The sequence below is a fragment of the Lysobacterales bacterium genome, from assembly GCA_016721845.1.
Classification (GTDB): domain Bacteria; phylum Pseudomonadota; class Gammaproteobacteria; order Xanthomonadales; family Ahniellaceae; genus JADKHK01.
On record JADKHK010000003.1, the window covers coordinates 215,059 to 232,320 of the forward strand.

At 64.6% G+C, this 17,262-nt stretch carries 15 protein-coding genes and 1 pseudogene; 2 read left to right on the forward strand and 14 right to left on the reverse strand.

What is annotated here, in order from left to right; all coding sequences use genetic code 11:
* Window position 1 precedes the first annotated feature (1 nt).
* The 6 genes from IPP28_01310 to IPP28_01335 all read right to left on the reverse strand — a co-directional run bounded on the left by IPP28_01310 (window position 2) and on the right by IPP28_01335 (window position 10,281).
* Entirely contained in the window at window positions 2-1,723 is a 1,722-nt protein-coding gene (locus tag IPP28_01310) for a tail fiber domain-containing protein (GenBank protein ID MBL0039691.1), read from the reverse strand.
* 111 nt (window positions 1,724-1,834) lie between these two features.
* Window positions 1,835-3,598, reverse strand: coding sequence for an acyl-CoA dehydrogenase family protein (locus IPP28_01315; protein ID MBL0039692.1), 1,764 nt, complete (start codon window positions 3,596-3,598; stop codon window positions 1,835-1,837).
* A gap of 57 nt (window positions 3,599-3,655) precedes the next feature.
* Window positions 3,656-5,248 (reverse strand): DUF1501 domain-containing protein, encoded by a 1,593-nt coding sequence (locus IPP28_01320; protein ID MBL0039693.1) that lies wholly within the window; start codon window positions 5,246-5,248, stop codon window positions 3,656-3,658.
* 7 nt (window positions 5,249-5,255) lie between these two features.
* Entirely contained in the window at window positions 5,256-7,142 is a 1,887-nt protein-coding gene (locus tag IPP28_01325; protein ID MBL0039694.1) for a DUF1800 domain-containing protein, read from the reverse strand.
* Window positions 7,143-7,275: 133 nt separating this feature from the next.
* Entirely contained in the window at window positions 7,276-8,571 is a 1,296-nt protein-coding gene (gene aceA, locus IPP28_01330; protein MBL0039695.1) for an isocitrate lyase, read from the reverse strand.
* A 120-nt stretch (window positions 8,572-8,691) separates the two neighbouring features.
* A complete protein-coding gene (locus IPP28_01335) occupies window positions 8,692-10,281 on the reverse strand; it encodes a malate synthase A (GenBank protein ID MBL0039696.1) in 1,590 nt (529 codons plus the stop codon).
* Between the two features lie 190 nt (window positions 10,282-10,471).
* Between IPP28_01335 and IPP28_01340 the strand changes: the two genes are divergently transcribed.
* Complete coding sequence (locus IPP28_01340; GenBank protein ID MBL0039697.1) at window positions 10,472-11,461, forward strand: LysR family transcriptional regulator; 990 nt, start codon at window positions 10,472-10,474, stop codon at window positions 11,459-11,461.
* 166 nt (window positions 11,462-11,627) lie between these two features.
* Here the strand turns inward: IPP28_01340 and bcp are convergent.
* The 3 genes and pseudogenes from bcp to arfB all read right to left on the reverse strand — a co-directional run bounded on the left by bcp (window position 11,628) and on the right by arfB (window position 13,156).
* Window positions 11,628-12,086, reverse strand: a pseudogene (gene bcp / locus IPP28_01345) (thioredoxin-dependent thiol peroxidase).
* 54 nt (window positions 12,087-12,140) lie between these two features.
* Window positions 12,141-12,734, reverse strand: a complete 594-nt coding sequence (locus tag IPP28_01350) for a 1-acyl-sn-glycerol-3-phosphate acyltransferase (GenBank protein MBL0039698.1) — start codon at window positions 12,732-12,734, stop codon at window positions 12,141-12,143.
* Entirely contained in the window at window positions 12,731-13,156 is a 426-nt protein-coding gene (arfB, locus tag IPP28_01355) for an aminoacyl-tRNA hydrolase (protein ID MBL0039699.1), read from the reverse strand. The genes IPP28_01350 and arfB overlap by 4 nt, the downstream gene beginning before the upstream one ends.
* 100 nt (window positions 13,157-13,256) lie before the next feature.
* Between arfB and IPP28_01360 the strand changes: the two genes are divergently transcribed.
* The gene (locus tag IPP28_01360; protein MBL0039700.1) at window positions 13,257-14,042 is read left to right on the forward strand and encodes a hypothetical protein; all 786 of its coding nucleotides are present in this window, start codon (window positions 13,257-13,259) and stop codon (window positions 14,040-14,042) included.
* A gap of 73 nt (window positions 14,043-14,115) precedes the next feature.
* On the opposite strand, the gene tatC is transcribed toward IPP28_01360, so the two are convergent.
* The 5 genes from tatC to IPP28_01385 form a co-directional block, all read right to left on the reverse strand.
* A complete protein-coding gene (gene tatC, locus IPP28_01365; GenBank protein MBL0039701.1) occupies window positions 14,116-14,865 on the reverse strand; it encodes a twin-arginine translocase subunit TatC in 750 nt (249 codons plus the stop codon).
* Window positions 14,862-15,140, reverse strand: coding sequence for a twin-arginine translocase subunit TatB (gene tatB, locus IPP28_01370; GenBank protein ID MBL0039702.1), 279 nt, complete (start codon window positions 15,138-15,140; stop codon window positions 14,862-14,864). The genes tatC and tatB overlap by 4 nt, the downstream gene beginning before the upstream one ends.
* A gap of 11 nt (window positions 15,141-15,151) precedes the next feature.
* Window positions 15,152-15,367 carry a Sec-independent protein translocase subunit TatA gene (gene tatA / locus IPP28_01375; GenBank protein MBL0039703.1) on the reverse strand — a complete coding sequence of 72 codons (216 nt, stop codon included), beginning with the start codon at window positions 15,365-15,367 and terminating at the stop codon, window positions 15,152-15,154.
* 45 nt (window positions 15,368-15,412) lie between these two features.
* Complete coding sequence (locus tag IPP28_01380) at window positions 15,413-16,090, reverse strand: lipid-binding SYLF domain-containing protein (GenBank protein ID MBL0039704.1); 678 nt, start codon at window positions 16,088-16,090, stop codon at window positions 15,413-15,415.
* An 86-nt stretch (window positions 16,091-16,176) separates the two neighbouring features.
* The gene (locus tag IPP28_01385) at window positions 16,177-17,076 is read right to left on the reverse strand and encodes a hypothetical protein (GenBank protein MBL0039705.1); all 900 of its coding nucleotides are present in this window, start codon (window positions 17,074-17,076) and stop codon (window positions 16,177-16,179) included.
* Window positions 17,077-17,262: the final 186 nt, after the last annotated feature.

A 17,262-nucleotide genomic window follows, 5' to 3' on the forward strand; every position in this document is an offset into this window, starting at 1 on the left:
GTCAGTGCTCCTTCGCCGCTTCGAGTGCCGCAAGGCGTGACGCCAGTAGCTCAAGCCGGGTCTGCAATTGCGCATTCTGCGCGTGCGACTGCTGCAATTCGGCCTCGAGTTTCGCGTTCAATCCCTGGATCGCGACCAGCGCGACACCATCGGCATCAGCGGTACCGATCGACTTGCCATCGCCGGCCAGACCAAACGCGGCCTTGAAGTCTTCGGCCATCGGGCCGAGGTGTGTGCCTTCGGTCGACCCCTTGTACTGCCACTCGCTGATCGGCAAGGCCACGAGCTTGCGCAGCACCGATTCGCCATCGACCGGCGCGATGTTTTCCTTGTAGGTGCGGGACGACGCATTGGTCCACATGCCGCCATGGCTGAGCGACGCGGTGCCGCCCGCACCGCCCCCGACGGACAGCCTGCTGCTGCCGCTGGTCAGGCTGATCGGATTGAACAGCAGCGTCCCGCTGCTGTCGATGACGTAGGCGAGATACTCCTTGCCGCTGCGCGTGACGAGCCGCAGATCGAAGTCGGCATCGCCTGAACCGACTCGGGTGGCCAGGGTCACGTCATCGTTGCCGGAGGCCGGCGTCGAATCATTGAGATGGAAGCCGCCACCGGCACGAATCAGGAATTGATTCGGACCGCTCGTCGTGAATTCATTCAGCGTGGTCGCGTCGGACCAGACGAAGCTGCCCTCGTCGCCATTGGCATCGCCGGAACTGGTCCCGCAGGTGCCGTCGCCTGGTTCGCTGCCCCGGCGAATGGAGGCGCTGGTGCCGAGCGCCAGAGACCGATCACCACCCGCGCAGTTGTTGTAACCACTCCCCGCTGCGCTGTGAATGCCGGTCGCAGAATTGGCCTGGCCGCTGAACACGCCGGAATAGCCGCCGCTCGCGCGATTGAACTCGCCGCCCGCGACGACGGCATGACTTCCCGACGCCACATTGCCCAGGCCGCCGCCGACCGAAGCGTACTGCGCACTTGCACGATTGACTTGGCCGCCGGCCACGGTGGTCGCCTTGGCCGTCACATCGTTGGCATCACCACCGCCAATGGTCCCGAACGTACCCGAGACATAGTTGCCGCCACCGCCTCCGATGCTCCCGTAGTCGGCAACGACGGATTGTGCGCAGGACAGATTGAGCTCGTCGCCGCAGTTCATTGCCGTACTTCCGCCGCCGGCGATGGTCTGGCTGGTGCCGCCGAAGGTGTCCATGCCGTTGGCACTGGAGCCGCCGATGATGTTCGCGGGGTAATCGAAGCGCATGATTTGGGCATTGCCGACTTTCAGGATCAGCTCCTCGCCATCGGTCGTACCAAGAAAGTCCGTCGCATCGTTGGTGCCCGCATTGCCTTGCGTATCCCAGCAGACGCTGCCGAGCGCCGCCTTCGCATCGAACACCCTTGGTTCACCGAGCGGGACGAAGCCGCTGCCGCCTTGCGCGACTTCGGTCTTGAGCTTGAGGGCACCGAACCGGGTCAGGTCCATGCCGAAGTCGACGTCGATCGCGAACGCGCCGTTCTTCACCTCGACACCGCTGACAGTGAGCGGATAGGCGAGCGACTTCGCGCCGCTGGCATCGAACAGGCTCAGCCGAAACTCGTAGCGACCATTGGCAGGTGCACCGCCGTCATTCAGGGTGCCGCGATAGGTCCAGGGTGCAGCCTGCGCCGTGGCGACGGAACACAACAAGGCAAAGGCGATGGAACGTGCAAGCAAACGCATGGCGGACTCCGTGGATCGGGTGGACGGGCCACTGCTGCGTCATCGCCACAGCGCCGTCATCACCCGAAAACGCAGTCCGCCGGCAAAACCGGCAGGTTTTTTACGTCCGGCTCAGATCACGTCCCACGGATAGGCGCCGCGGTCGAGGATGAAGCCGGCCAGGGCCTCGATCTCGCGATCCTCGTTGCGTTCGACACCACGCACGTTGCGGAACATGCGTCGACGCGCCTGCTTGGTGAACACTTCGGCGATCGTCATCGCCTGTTCGGCGGCGGCATCACCGGCCTTGTCGAGCGCATCCGCGCGCGACAAGGTGCACAAGCCGACGAACAGGTCGATGGCGATGTCGGCGGCGCGCTTCTGCTGATGCTGGTAGTCGGCGATGCCCTTGCCGTATTTGCGCAGCAGGACGTCGGAGACCCGTGCCAATTCGACCGTGTACTGCTCGTAGGTCTTGGCCAGCGCCTGCAGGCGGGGATGCATGCGCCGCAGGATGTGGTCGGTGCCGAATCCGGTGGCGTGCGACAGCCGTCGCTGCCCATAACCGCCGAGCACACCGAAGCCCTTGATCGGATTGTTGAAGATGTCACCGATCGCGTGCTTCATCTCGCTCAACGAGGCGCCGACATCCTTCATGCCGGACAGCGCGATGTACAGGCGCAGGATCTCGTTGGTGCCTTCGAAAATCGAGAGGATGCGCGAGTCGCGCTGCACCTTCTCGTAAGGGAACTCCTTCATGAAACCGTTGCCGGCGGCAATCTGCAAGGCCTCGTGTGCATGCCGCTGGATCGCGTCGGACGCGAACACCTTGCTGATCGCGGCTTCCGTGGAATAGTCGGCGCAGCCGGAATCGATGTAATGGGCGACCATCCACACCGTGCTTTCGGCGGCGAAGCAATCGACCGCCATCTGCGCGATCTTTTCCCGGATCAGCCCGAACTCGGCGATCGAGCGCCCGAACTGCTTGCGATCCTTGGCCTGCTGCGTGCTGAGCGCAATCAGCGACTTCATGCCGCCGACGGCACCGCCGCCGAGACCCGTACGGCCATTGTTGAGGATGGCCATCGCGACCTTGAACCCCTTGCCCGGCTCGCCGAGCACGCAGTCCGCCGGCACGCGCACATCGCTGAACGCGACCGTCGTCGTGCTCGACGAGCGAATGCCCATCTTCTGCTCGTGCGGACCATGCGACACGCCGGGCCAGTTCGCCTCGACGATGAACGCGGTCATCTTGCCGTCGGTGTCGTCGGTGCGCGCGAACACCGTGTAGAACTGCGCGATGCCGCCGTTGGTGATCCAGATCTTCTCGCCATTGAGAATCCAGGACCCATCGGGCTCACGCGTCGCCTTGGTGCGCACCGAGGCGGCGTCGGAGCCCGCGCCGGCTTCGGTCAGGCAGAACGCCGCGATCATCTCGCCGCTGGCAAGCTTCGGCAGGTAGCGCGCCTTCTGTTCGTCGTTGCCGAACAGCAGCAGGCCCTTCATGCCGATGGAGCTGTGCGCGCCGATCGTCAGCGACACCGAGGAGTCGTAACGCGAGGTCTGTGACAGCACACGCGCATAGGCGGCGTTGCTGAGTTCCAGCCCGCCATGCGCCTCGGGAATAATCAGCCCGAACAGGCCCATGTCGCGCAACTGATGGATGAACTCGGCCGGTTGCTCGGCCTGTTCGTCCCAATGCCGGAACTGGTCCTTGTAGCTCGACAGGAAGTCGTCGATCGACGTCACCATCATGCCCAGCATCTCGCGATCGCGTTCGCGCATCTGCGGATAAGGGAACAGGTTCTCCTCGACGATTTCGCCAAAGAACAGGTTCTTCGCGACGCTGACATCGGACTTCAACGGACTGTTCGCGACTTGCTTCGGCTCGGCCATGGCGGGCTCCTTGTCGGGAGTCCGAGTGTCTGCCCGAAGCCTGGTGGCCGCAAGTCGCTAAGGCAGGAATCCGAGCGTGTCCGGACTGAAATTCGCCAGGTTCGGGAATACCTGTTCCAGATCGATATCGGGTACGCCCATCCAGCGCGCCAACGTCGCTGCATAGGTGTCGACCGGCGTCGTCGGCAGGAACTGTCCGCGCGAGAAACTGTCGGGGCCGTCGAGCGTCTGGTTCGGGAAGGTGCCGTACATTGCCCGGCCAGCAACCGCACCGCCGAGCGCAAGTTGCACCCCACCCCAGCCATGGTCGGAACCATTGCCATTGCTGGACAACGTGCGCGCGAATTCGCTCATCGTGAACAGGGTCACCTCGTTCGGCAGCGTCGGCACCCCGAGATCGTTGCCGACGTCGATCATCGCCTGGCGGAACCAGGACAACGCCTGATTCAAGCGCGCCATGAGCAGCGGCTGGCCGGTATTCGCCATCTGGGTGTCGTGCGTGTCGAACCCTCCGAGACGGACGAGGTAGATCTGGCGTTCGTGGTTGATGCCGGCACCGGAGCCGGGCCGCGACACCTTGATCATGCGCGCCACCATCCGCAACTGGTCGAGCAGGGTATTCGAGTAGTTGGTGCCGGCCACGGTCACCTGTGCCGATGAATTGGCGGTCGCCGAAGACTGCTGATACACGGTGCCGACTGCTCCGAAATTCGTCAACGCGGTCGACAGCGTGTTGGTCAGGTCCAGCGAGCGGGATGTCAGCTGCGCGTATTCCTTCGAGAACGGGTGGGCATAGGTCTGCGCGAGCATCAGATCCAGCGCCGCCCGCCGCTGCGATTGCAGGCCGCCGGCCGTCGCCGAGTAGTTGGACAGCGCCGTCGCGCCGCTCGTCGACATCTGATACGGATAAACGCCGTCGCCGACCAGGAAGCGCGAACTTCCGGAGATCGAGATGCAGGGCGCCAATGTCGTCAACTGATTGCCCGAAGCGACGCGCGAAGCCACTTCGCCGCCCCATCCATACGGATGGTTGGTGGCGGTGCGGCCCAGGTGCCATTGCGTGGTCTGGTCGCTGTGCGAATACAGCTGCGGCGGCTTCGCCGTCGCGTTGTAGGTGGCCTTCGTGATCGGCCGCACCAGCGTGCCGATGTTCGGGAACAGCGCCACGCGTTGCTGACCGAACAGACTGGCGAGACCCGGGTAGCCCGGATTCACGACACCACCAGGCACCTGCGGAAACGCGTAGTCGAGAAACTGCGGATGCAGGCCAAACGAATTGGCGGCGAACCCATTCGGCGTGATCGGGCGCAAGGCATTGAAGTCGAGCGCGAGACCGGTCGCACTGTTACCCGAAGGCGGATTCGCCGAAGTGTCGTAGACACCACCACGCGCCGTGCGATAGCGGTCATACAGCGACCCGGACCCCAGCGTGCCGTTGTCGCGCGGCACCAGCAGGTTCCACGAGTCGTTGCCGCCATCGAGATAGACGCACACCAGCGCACGGTAATTGCCGAATGCCTTGGACCGGGACGTTGCCGCAAGGGCATTGCCGACGACACCCAGCTGCGGCAGCAGCGCTTGTGCGGAACCGGCGATCAGGGTGGCGCTCAGGCCACGCAGAAAATCACGACGATCATTCGAGCGGCTCATGGTCACCTCAGCGCTGCACGAGAAATTCAGGGGACATCAACGCCAGGTGCACGGTCGACAACACCTTGATGTTGTCGTTCACGCCGGCGAGGCTGAACACGAGGAAATTGCGCAGGGTGGTACGGGTGTCGCTGCTCATCGTGCCGTAGAACAGGCGCACATTGATCTCGTCGAGAAACAGGTTGTATGCATTCGGACCGGTGCTGTTGGCCCCGCTGACCAAGGGCGTCAGGTCGCTGATCACGTGGTAGGCCGACGTCGTCGGCAGGGTGAACGTACCGCTCGACGTGCTGTAGCCGACCCATAGCCGATTCCATTGTTCGTTCGCCGAGGTCATCGCGGTCGTCTCGTTCGCGATCTGGAACTCCGGGGCATAGATGCCGGCGTTGGCGAGTTCGCCCGGTGGCAGGTAATCCGGCTCGTAGAAGTTGAATACCGTCGGTGCGCCAAGTGGCCGTTGCGCGAGACTGTCCTGCGGGTTGCGGATGCCCATCTGGATCTCGCCGTTGACCGCCGCGGGCGCGGTCACGCCGAAGGCACGCCAGGTAGCGGTGAGGCGCAGCAGGGGTTCGCGCAACTTGCCGTAAGGCGCCATCGGATCGGCCGGCGGCACGCGCGCTTCGTCGTCGAGCAGGATCGCGCGAACCACCGCCGCCAGGTCGCCGCGCACGTTGTGGCCATTGTCCTCGAACACGGTCGCCACCCGTTCGATGTAGGCCGGCGACGGATGGCTGGTGACGAAGCGCTGGATCAGCTGGCGCGACACGAAGGGCGCGGTGTTGGGATGGTTGAAGAGGTAGTCGAGCGTCTGGTCGATCTGGCTCAGGCAATAGGCATGGCAACGATTCAGCGCCAGCGGGCGTTGCCCGAGGACCTGTCCCGGATCGAGCGCCGGCAGCCCGGTGTTCGAGGTATGACTGGGGTTTTCGACACCGCAGACATCCGGCGATGCCGCGATCACCGCACCGCCGATGATCGTCTTCGCGCCGTAATCCATGTGCGTCGGAAAGCAGGCCATCGGAAAGTAGCTGGACGGTCCCGAAGTGAAGCCGGTGTAGTCCGGATAGGGTGTTCCCGCGGAGGGTGTGCAATTGGTGTTCGACGGCAGCCCGGTGGTCGGATTCGTGCACGTGTAGGACCAGCCGGTGAAGACGCGCGCGAGCTCGGTGATGTCGTTCTGGGTATAGGTCGGAATCGGATCCGGCCCCGCCAGCACCGGCGAGAAATCGAGATTGCGTTCGATCAGCCCGACCGTGAACAGCTGCATGATCTCGCGCGCGTAATTCTCGTCCGGCGCGCTCGGGCTGGTCGCTGCACCGGGCGTCACCTTGCGGTTGCGCCAATGACTGAGGTAGCGCCCCATCATCGGCGACTTGGTCACTTCTTCCAGCAGCGTGCGGTAGTTGCCGAAGGCGTTGCGGGCGAGGATGTCCCAGTACTCGGACACGCCGAAGTGGTCGCCGCTGAGCGCGTCCGAGCGATCGGAGACCACCAGGATCTGCGACAGCGCGTAAGCCATGCGCTGCCGCAACTGGTCGGGGCCGAAGGCCGCGGTGTGGAACCAGCGGTCCACGCGCTGGCTCTGTCCGATCGCGGGCGGTGCCGGCCGCGCGGCGAGCATGTCGAGATAGGCGCGCGCCGAGGTCGGTGCCGTCGCGATCTGCTGGTCGATCCAGCCGTCGTAACTGTTGCTGCGGAACTGCCCGATCGAGGCGCGACTGGGCCCGAACGTCGCCTGGGTCAGGAAGCGCGCGGCCTCGGCGTCGGTTGCCGGCACGAAGTACTTCGCCTCGAAACCGGCGGTGTGCCCGCCGAAGATGGTGTCGTCGCCGGCATGCGCCTGCAGCGCACTGCCCAGCAACAGCGAAAACGCAAGAGCTCGGAGCAGCGACATCGCAATACCCAATCGGACAGCGGGAGTGCAGATGCTAGCGGCGTCCGGTTTTCACGACGTGACCGGCTGCACAAGACAACCGGCCGGCTGGCGGCGGAGCGGCGGCAGTGCACCGCCCCGGCCAGGTCGCAGGTCAGGCCGCCTTGGGCGCCTCGAACTGCTCTTCCTCGGTCGAGCCATGCAGCGCGGCCAGCGAACTGTGGCCGCCGGCGATCACCTCGTTGATCTTGTCGAAGTAACCGACGCCGACTTCGCGCTGATGCTTGGCCGCGGTGTAGCCAAGCTTCTCGTCGGCGAATTCCTGCTCCTGCAGCTCGACATACGCCGCCATCTGGCGATCCTTGTAGCCGCTCGCGAGTTTCCACATCGAGTGGTTGAGCGCATGGAATCCGGCCAGCGTGATGAACTGGAACTTGTAGCCCATCGCCGCAATGGCCTTTTGGAATTCCGCGATCGTCTTCTCGTCGAGGTTCTTCTTCCAGTTGAAGCTCGGCGAGCAGTTGTAGGCCAGCAGCTTGCCCGGGAACTTCGCGTGGATGGCATCGGCGAACTGCTTCGCTTCGGCCAGGCTCGGGGTCGAGGTCTCGCACCAGATCAGATCCGCATACGGCGCGTAGGCCAAGCCGCGGCTGATCGCCTGGTCCAGGCCGTTGTTGGTCTTGTAGAAGCCTTCGACGGTGCGCTCGCCGGTGCAGAACGGCTTGTCGTTGTCGTCGACGTCGCTGGTGATCAGGGCCGCGCCCATGGCGTCGGTGCGCGCGACGATCACGCTCGGCACGCCGGCGATGTCGGCCGCGAGGCGCGCCGCCACGAGCTTCTGCACCGCTTCCTGGGTCGGCACCAGCACCTTGCCGCCCATGTGGCCGCACTTTTTGGCGCTGGCGAGCTGGTCTTCCCAATGCACGCCCGAGGCACCGGCTTCGATCATGTGCTTCATCAATTCGAAGGCATTCAGCACGCCACCGAAGCCGGCTTCGGCATCAGCCACGATCGGTTGCAGCCAGTCGATGTCGTCACGGCCTTCGGCGTGATGGATCTGGTCCGCGCGCAGCAACGTGTTGTTGATGCGGCGCACGACGTCCGGCACCGAGTCGACCGGATACAGCGACTGGTCGGGATACATCGCACCGGCGGTGTTGGCGTCCGCCGCGACCTGCCAGCCGGACAGATAGATCGCCTTGAGCCCGGCCTTGACCTGCTGCATGGCCTGGTTGCCGGTCATCGCGCCGAGCGCGTTCACGAACGGCTCGGTATGGAGGTAATGCCAGAGCTTCTCGGCGCCGCGCTTGGCGAGCGTGTGCTCGACATGCACGGATCCGCGCAGGCGGACCACGTCTTCGGCGCTGTAGCCGCGCTTGACGCCGGCCCAGCGCGGATTGCTGGCCCAGTCCAGTTTGATTTGTTCGGCAGTGGGGAGCGTGGTCTTCATGGTCTACCTCGGGCCTGTGTCGTCGGGGAGGACGGGGGGGGGGTGGGGCTGGGAGGGGGGTGGGGTTTCGGCGGGCCCTCCCGACCTCCCCCTTGCTTCGCAAAGGGGAGGAGAACGAACTCAGGGCAACAGCTCGTAACAAGGCAGCGTCAGGAACTCGACAAGGTCATCGGCGTGCGTCCATGCCGACAACAGTGCGACGGCTTCGTCGAACATTTGCTCGCCTGGCAGACCCGCGGGATCGACGCGGCTGCGGATCGCCGCGATCGCGGCGTCGAAGGCGGCGAAGTCGAGTGGCGTGCCGTCGTCGAACGTCAGCCCACCGACATGCAGCCACTGCCACAACTGCGCGCGTGAAATCTCCGCGGTGGCGGCGTCTTCCATCAGGTGGTGGATCGGCACGCAGCCAAGGCCGTCGAGCCAGGCTGCGACATAACGCACGCAGACATCGATGTTGTTGAGAAACCCGGTGCGGGTGATGCTGCCGCTGCTTGGGGTGATCAGCGCGTCGCGCGTCACCGTCACGTCGTCGCGGGTCACGTGCAACTGGTTCGGCGTCGCCATGCCGGCGTCGAAGATGCCCTGGGCGATCGGAATCAGGCCCGGATGCGCGACCCAGGTCCCGTCGTGCCCCGCCGACACTTCGCGCTGCTTGTCGGCGCGCACCTTGGCCATCGCGATCTCGTTCGCTTCCGGGTCGCGACTGATCGGAATCTGCGCGGCCATGCCGCCCATCGCGAACGCGCCGCGACGATGACAGACGCGGATCAGCCATTCCGAATACGCTTTCAGGAAAGGCACGGTCATGCCGATCTGGGTGCGCTCGGGCAACACGCGATCACGATGCGCCCGGAAGGTCTTGAGGTAGCTGAAGATGTAGTCCCAGCGCCCGCAGTTCAAACCGACGATGCGGCCGCGCAGCGCGTGCAGGATCTCGTCCATCTCGAACACCGCGGGCAAAGTCTCGATCAGCACCGTCGCCTTGATCGTGCCGATCGGCAGGCCGAGGCGCACTTCGACGAAGGCCATCACCTCGTCCCACAAGGCCGCTTCCCGGTGGCTCTGCAGTTTCGGCAGGTAGAAGAACGGGCCGAGACCCTTCGCGGCCAGCGTGGTCGCGTTGTGCAGGGCGAACAGGGCCAGATCGAACAGCGAACCGCTGATGCGCTGGCCGTCGACCATCACGTGCTTCTCGTCGAGATGCCAACCGCGCGGTCGCACCATCAGCACCGTCTTCGAGTCGGGCTTCAGCGCGTAGTGCTTGCCTTCGGGCGAGGTGTATTCGATCGCACCGGCGACCGCATCGCGCAGGTTCTGCTGGCCCTCGAGCATCGCCTCCCAGACCGGGCTGGACGAATCCTCGAAGTCGGCCATGAACACCTTCGCGCCCGAATTCAGCGCATTGATGATCATCTTGCGGTCGACCGGCCCGGTGATCTCGACGCGGCGGTCGCGGATCGCTTCCGGAATCTCGGCGACGCGCCAGTCGCCGTCGCGGATGGCCTGGGTCTCGGGCAGGAAGTCCGGCAGCTCGCCGGCGTCGAAGCGCGCCTGGCGTTCGCGACGCGCAGCCAGCAGCGCTTGGCGGGTCGGTTCGAAGCGGCGATGCAGTTCCGTCAGCAGTTCGAGTGCCGCGGCGGTCAGCACGGCCGCATGGGCGGCGGTCGCGGACGGCTGTGCGGCAATGGCGGAAGGCGATGCTGCGGACATACGAATTCCTTGGTGGTTCGCGGGTCCGACCGGAATGCCCTCCACATTCCTGCCGATGCACGGACGCTACGCCGGCGGCACTGGTTTGACAAACCGAATGTTTCAATGCGATGTATTAACATCGTCAAATATTTCGCAAGCCTCTGATATGCCAACCCAAAAAAAGAACAAGCGTTCGATTGAGATCCTGATGGAAGCGCCTGCCGCGCCGAAACGGCGACGCCGTCGGGGCGAGGGCGAGACGCGTTTCTACTACAAGGGCAATCGCCTGAAGCAGCTGCGGGCGTTCTGCATGAGCGCCAAGCTGGGCACGTTTTCACGCGCGGCCGAAGCCCTGTTCCTGAGCCAGCCCTCGATCAGCCTGCAGATCGGCGCGCTCGAACGCGAACTCGGGGTGCTGCTGATCGATCGCGGCAGCCGACGCATCCAGCTCACCCGCGAGGGCCAGACCCTGTACGACCTCGCCCTGCCGCTGATCGAGGGGTTCGATGGCATCGACGAGAGCTTTCGCGGCAAGCTGGTCGGCATGGACGCGGGCGAACTGACGATCGCCGCCGGTACCTCGACCATCCAGTACCTGCTGCCGAATCTGGTGCAGGCGTTCCGCGAGCGTTATCCGAAGGTGCGTCTGCACCTGGTCAACGTCACCGGCAACGAAGGCCTGACGATGATGCGCACCGATACCGCCGATTTCGCGGTCGGGTCGATGATCGACGTGCCCAACGATCTGGCCTACGAGGCGGTGTACCACTTCGATCCGATGCTGATCACGCCGCCGAATCATCCGCTGATGCAGAAGACCGACATCCGCCTTGAAGACCTGTCGCCCTACGGCCTGATTCTTCCCGCACGCCGCTTGACCACCTACCGACTCGTCGACCTGATCTTCCAGCAGGCGCGCGTGCCGTATCAGGTCGGCATCGAGGTCGGTGGCTGGGAAGTCATCAAGCAATACGTGTCGATGGGACTCGGCATCTCGATCGTCACCGGCATCTGCCTGCGTCCCGAGGATCGCCTCGAAGTCCGCAACATGCGCGCCTGGTTTCCGCAGCGCAGCTACGGCGTGGTCATGCGCAAGGGCAAATACCTGAGCCCGCAGGCGCGGGCCTTCATCGACCTGATCAAGCCCGGCCTCTTCACCCGCCGCGACTGGTTCGAGTCCGGGCATTCGGAGCGCTGAGTCAGCGCCCCGGCGTTCCGCCTCAACGCTTCTTAGCGGGCTTCTTCGCGGGCAACTTCTTCGCCACGGTCTTCTTTGCCGGCGCAGTCTTGGCCGCAGGCTGCTTGGTCGCGGCTTTCTTCGCAGGCGCGGCTTTCTTCGCCACCGGTTTCGAGGCCGCCGGGGCCGCGCCGGCCAACCAGGCCAGCACTTCCTCGGCATGGGTCTCGGGCTTGACCTTGTCCCAGACCTGTTCGACCTTGCCGTCGGCGTCGATCGCGAAGGTGGCGCGGGCGATGCCCATGTACTTGCGGCCGTACAGCGACTTCTCGACCCAGACGCCGAAGCCATTGATGGCGACATGCTCGGGGTCGGCGATCAGCGGGAAATTGAGCTGGTACTTGCCGACGAACTTGCCGTGCGACTTGGCGTCGTCGGCACTGACGCCATACACACGCACCTTGGACGCATCGAATTTCGGCAAGGCGTCACGGAACGCGCAGGCTTCCTTGGTGCAACCGGGCGTGTCGTCCTTCGGGTAGAAATAGAGCACCGCACGCGCGCCTTTCAGCGTCTTCGGCGATACACGTTCACCGCGGTCAGTGACGAGATCGAAGTTCGGAATGCGGTCGCCTGTCTTCAGCATGTCGGTTCTCCGGAAAACGCCAAGGAAATCACGCGTCACGTCGACGCGACGTCATCACACGCCGCGGTGCTTGCCGATGTAGGGCGCGTACCAGGCACGAATGCGCGCCATGTCGGCCTCCATGTCATCGGTCATCGTGAACATCTCGCCGATGCCGAAGACCTTGTCCGGGTAGTGGATGTAGATGCAGCACACCGGCACGTTGGCCTTGCGGGCGATGTGCCAGAAACCGGACTTCCATTTCTTCACCGCCTTGCGTGTGCCTTCCGGCGCCAGCAGGAACCAGGCGTTCGGATTGCTGCGAAAGCCCTCCACCGTTTCGCCGACGACGCCATGCGCGGCCCGCCGGTCGATCGGAATCGCGCCGAGTGCGCGCAGCAGCAGGCCGAGCGGAAACCAGAAGGCTTCGCGCTTGGCCATGAAGCGGATATCGGCCCCGGCCGCCACCTTGATCAGCAAGCCATAGAGCGCATCCCAGGCCGACGAATGCGGGGCCGCGAGAAACAGGACTTGCGATTCGTTCGGAAACTGCCCGACCAGTCGCCAACCGAGATAGCGCAGCCACACCTTGGCGATCCAGCGCACCACGCGCGGATAACGTTGCGGAGCCTTCGGCGGCAGCGGCTCGACGACCGGCGGGCGCGTCATGCGTCGTGGTCCACGCGACTGCTGCGCACGCGCTTGACGCTGCCGCGCGACTTCTTCGCATCGAGCCGGCGTTCCCTCGAGGCGCGCGTCGGCTTGGTCGCGATGCGCGCCTTCGGCACGATGGTCGCGGCACGGATCAGTTCGGCCAGGCGCTCGCGCGCATCCTCGCGATTGCGTTCCTGGGTACGGAAGCGATTCGCCTGGATGATGACGACGCCGTCTCCGGTGATGCGCCGATCCGATCTCGCGAGCAGGCGCGTACGCACCGTTTCCGGCAACGCCGGCGAAGTGCGCGCGTCGAAGCGCAGTTCGACCGCGGTCGAGACCTTGTTGACGTTCTGACCGCCGGGACCGGAGGCGCGCACGAAGCGTTCCTCGAGTTCGGCGTCGGCGATGTGGATGCGTGCGTTGATGACCAGCATTGGCGGATTCTATCGACAGTACGGCACGATGGCTGCGCCCGCGCGACGCTCGGGCTATGCTCGCCGCTGCGCAACCCGCGCAATCTACGGGGAGTTGGGAATGAGTGGCAGGAAAATCGAAATCGGCGACGTCTTCAACTGGTTCTCGTCGGCCATCCAGCTGGCGCTGAAGAATCCGGGCGTGTTCGTCGTGATGGCCCTGATCTATGCAGTGATTTCGGCCATACCGCTGCTCAACCTGGCGATCATCGTGATCGGTCCGGCCTTGCAGGGCGGTTTCATCTGGGCCGCACGCGAACAGGAAGCCGGGCGCAAGGCCGAGGTCGAGCAGCTGTTCATCGCCTTCCAGCAACCCGGAAAAGCAGGACCGATGATCACCCTGTGCCTGCCGACCGTGGGCCTGATGCTGGTGGCCGGCGTGATTTTCGCGGTGATGATCGGCGGCGCCATCTTCGCGGCGTCGAGCGGCAGTTCCAGCGGCGCCGGCATGGGCTTCGCCGGCATGGCACTCGCAGGCTTGCTGATGATTCCGGCCGCGATCGCGGTGGCGTTCATGACCTACTTCGCGGTGCCGCGCGTGATGCTGGATGGCATTGCGCCGTTCGATGCGATGAAGGAAAGCTTCGCGGTCTGCATGGCCAACCTGGTCTCGATCATCGTCGGCTTCCTCTGCGTCGGCATCGCCTTCTTCATCCTTGCCTTGTTCGTCGGCTGGATCCCGCTGCTCGGCGCACTCGTGCTCGGCATCCTCGGCGCGCTGGTCGGTGGACCTTCGATGTATTTCGCCCATCGTCAGGTGTTCGGCAGCAGCGACGCGGTACAGCCGCCGATGGCACCGCCGGCGCCCATGGATCCGCCTGCACCACCCGCTCCTCCGGCTGCGTAAGCAGCGGCGTCGGCGAGAACGAAAACGGCCCCGATCGGGGCCGTTTTTCATTGCAGCCGATGGTGCCCTTGAATCAGGTCTCTGTCGCTTCGTGTCGCGCCGGCAACCAGCGCGCGGCCAGAATCCCGATCTCGTAGAGAACGCACATCGGGATCGCGAGCAGCAACTGCGACACGATGTCCGGCGGTGTCAGCACCGCGGCGATCACGAAGGCGCCGACGATCACGTACGGGCGCGACTCGCGCAACTGCGGCGGCGTGACCCAGCCGAGCAGCACCAGGATCACCACCGCCACCGGCACCTCGAAACAGAGGCCGAAAGCGAGGAACAGCACCAGCACGAAGTCGAGGTACTGGCTGATGTCGGTCATCACCGCGACACCACTGGGCGCCACCGCCTGCAGGAATCCGAAGACCGCCGGCAGCACCAGAAAATATGCGAATGCGCAGCCGGTGTAGAACAAGGCCACTGCCGATACGAGCAGCGGCACCGCAAGGCGCTTTTCGTGCCGGTACAGACCCGGCGCGACGAACGACCAGGCCTGATACAGCACGTAAGGCATGGCGAGGATCAAGGCCAGGAAGAACGTCAGCTTGAGCGGCGTCAGGAACGGCGATGCCACTTCGATCGCGATCATCTGGGTGCCCGCCGGCATCTTGGCGAGCAAGGGCTGCGCCAACAGCGCGTAGATGCGGTTCGCGAACGGGATGCCGGCGAGGAACAACACGCCGACCGCGACCACGGCCCTGAGCAAGCGCTCTCTCAGTTCGATCAGGTGCGCAAGAAAGGGCAGTTCACCATCGACGTCCGGTGCACCGCTCATGGCTCGTGCGGTTCCCTGGGGGCTTCGAATTCACGCTTCGCCGCGGCCACCGGATCCGCCTTGCGGATGGTCTCTTCGGTCTCGCGCAGGCTGCGCTTCAGTTCATCGGCCGCGATCTCGCGGTCGATCTCGTAGCGCAGATTGGTCCAGCTCGAACGCAGGCGACGCAGCATCGCACCGACCGTGCGCGCAGCCCGCGGCAGGCGCTCCGGGCCGAGCACGATGAGCGCGACCACGGCGATCAACGCCAGTTCGCTGATGCCGACATCGAACATGATTCAGCCGGTCAGGCCGACTTGTCGCGTTCGGACTGGGTCGCCGATTCCGCGGTCTTCTTGTCGGCTTCGAGCTTGGGCGTGTCTTCGCCGTCGGCCAGGCCCTTCTTGAATTCCTTGACTGCGCCGCCGAGGTCGCCGCCGATATTGCGCAGCTTCTTGGTGCCGAAGATCAGCACCACGATCAGCAGCACGACGATCCAATGGCCAATGCTGAAGGAGCCCATGTTCCACCTCGAATGATGAAGACGCCAAGAATAGCGCCGCGTCGCTTACTGTGCCGTGTATTCCTCGATCCGGTCGCGGAAATCGACGACCGCATTCGGCACCGCGCCGACGCCGCCTTCGAAGATGCGGCGCGGCGTGATGTTGCGCCCGTAGGTCGACTGGTTGCTGTCATGGTCGATGGACAGCACGGAACCGTCCAGCGCCACACCGGCGAACAGGCCGCGCGACCGCGAATAGCTGTAGATCTCGGCCTTGAGTTGGGCGTCGGTGGAGGCCTGGGCATTGCGCCCGACCGGACCGGCCGCCACGGCAGCATCGGCACCGAGGGTGAACTTGCCATTGACGATCTGATCGACGCCGCGCTTGGACCGGAAGACCAGCACCACGTCGGTCGATTGAACGCCGGCCTGGAAGCCGATGCTGCCGCCGGTGATCGAAATGAAGCTCGGGTTCGACCAGGTGCCGTCCGGCGACCGCACCGAGATCAGGCCGCGGCCATGACGACCGCCAATCACCAGCCCGGCCTTGACCACATCCGGGATTACCGCGATCGCTTCCGCCTTCTCGATCAAATGGCTGGGCACGCGCTTGTCCGGTACCGCCATGATCTCGGCGAGGACGCGCGCGGCGTTTTGCGCGCGCTCGTCCTCCTTGTCACCGGCCATGACCCACGGTGCCACCAGCAACAGCAAGAGCGGAACGACGGCGAAGCGGTGCGACATGCGCAAGTCCTTTCGTCTGGGAACGGTGTGGAGATTGCCTGGCAATCTGACGCGGCCGCGATGAATCGGCCGTGAGCGGCTTCGCGTTATGCGCGTCGCGGCAGGGCGAGGGCGATCAGGCCGCCCAGCACCAGAGCCAGTGCCAGCAGGATGCGCGCGGCCAAGCCGGTGCTGGGGACCGGCAATTGCGGCAATTGTGATCCGCCGCCGGGTCCACGGCAGCTGGTCATCGGCGTGATCGCCAGCCCTTCCATTTCCGGCAAGGTCGTCGACACGAAGGTCGCGTTGCCACTCACCAGATCGATGCGGACGATGTCGCTGGGACGATTGTCGTCCGGCGGACGATAGTCGAGGATGCCCCAGAGATTGCCCGAGGCGTCGAAGTCGAGGCCGCCGTCGGCGAATACGAGGTCGGCCGCCAAGCCGCCGATCCGGGTGGCGGCGCCGGTCGCGGTATCGATGCGATAGACCCCTTCGTCACCCTGCGAGCCAAGGCCGTACAGGCCATTCGCGTTCGCACCCAGACCCGTGATCTGGAAGCCGAGCGAACCCGCAAGCGTCGCATGACCGCTGGCGGGATCAATCTGCCAAAGCTTTCCGGTCGTGTCTGACGAGGCCCAGAGGCGCCCGTCGCACGTGAACGCGAGGCCGAAATCAAGCGCGTCGAACTGACCGACACCCTGTCCGGTCAACCCGGTATTTCCGGCGCTGCTGCCGATCAGGCTGCCACGACCGGTCTGCTTGTCGATGGTGATCAGGGTCTTGGTCGAATCGACGATGCCGTAGAGCACACCGGTCGGCGACAAGGCCAAGCCTTCGACATCATTGAACCCGGTTTCACCGATCGGCGTGGTCTGGCCGTTGCCGAGATCGATCCGATAGAGCTTGTTGAACGACACCGCGTAGGCAAGCGGCTCCGCGGCCGCAGGCAATGCCACTGCGGCCGATACGGCTAGCACTGCGGCTTGCAGGCTGCGTCGCATCACTCGATCTTCCTTCGCTCGTCGTTGTTCTTATTGGGTAATCGTCAGCTGTCGGGCTGCGACAGCACTTCGAATCTTAGTCAGGTCCCGGCCTGATTCAAAGCCTTGGACGCAGAGTGCTGTGGTTTTTTTGCGACACCCCGCCGGTGGTTAGAAGACATCGGCATCATCACCAGATGTAGTAGAAAG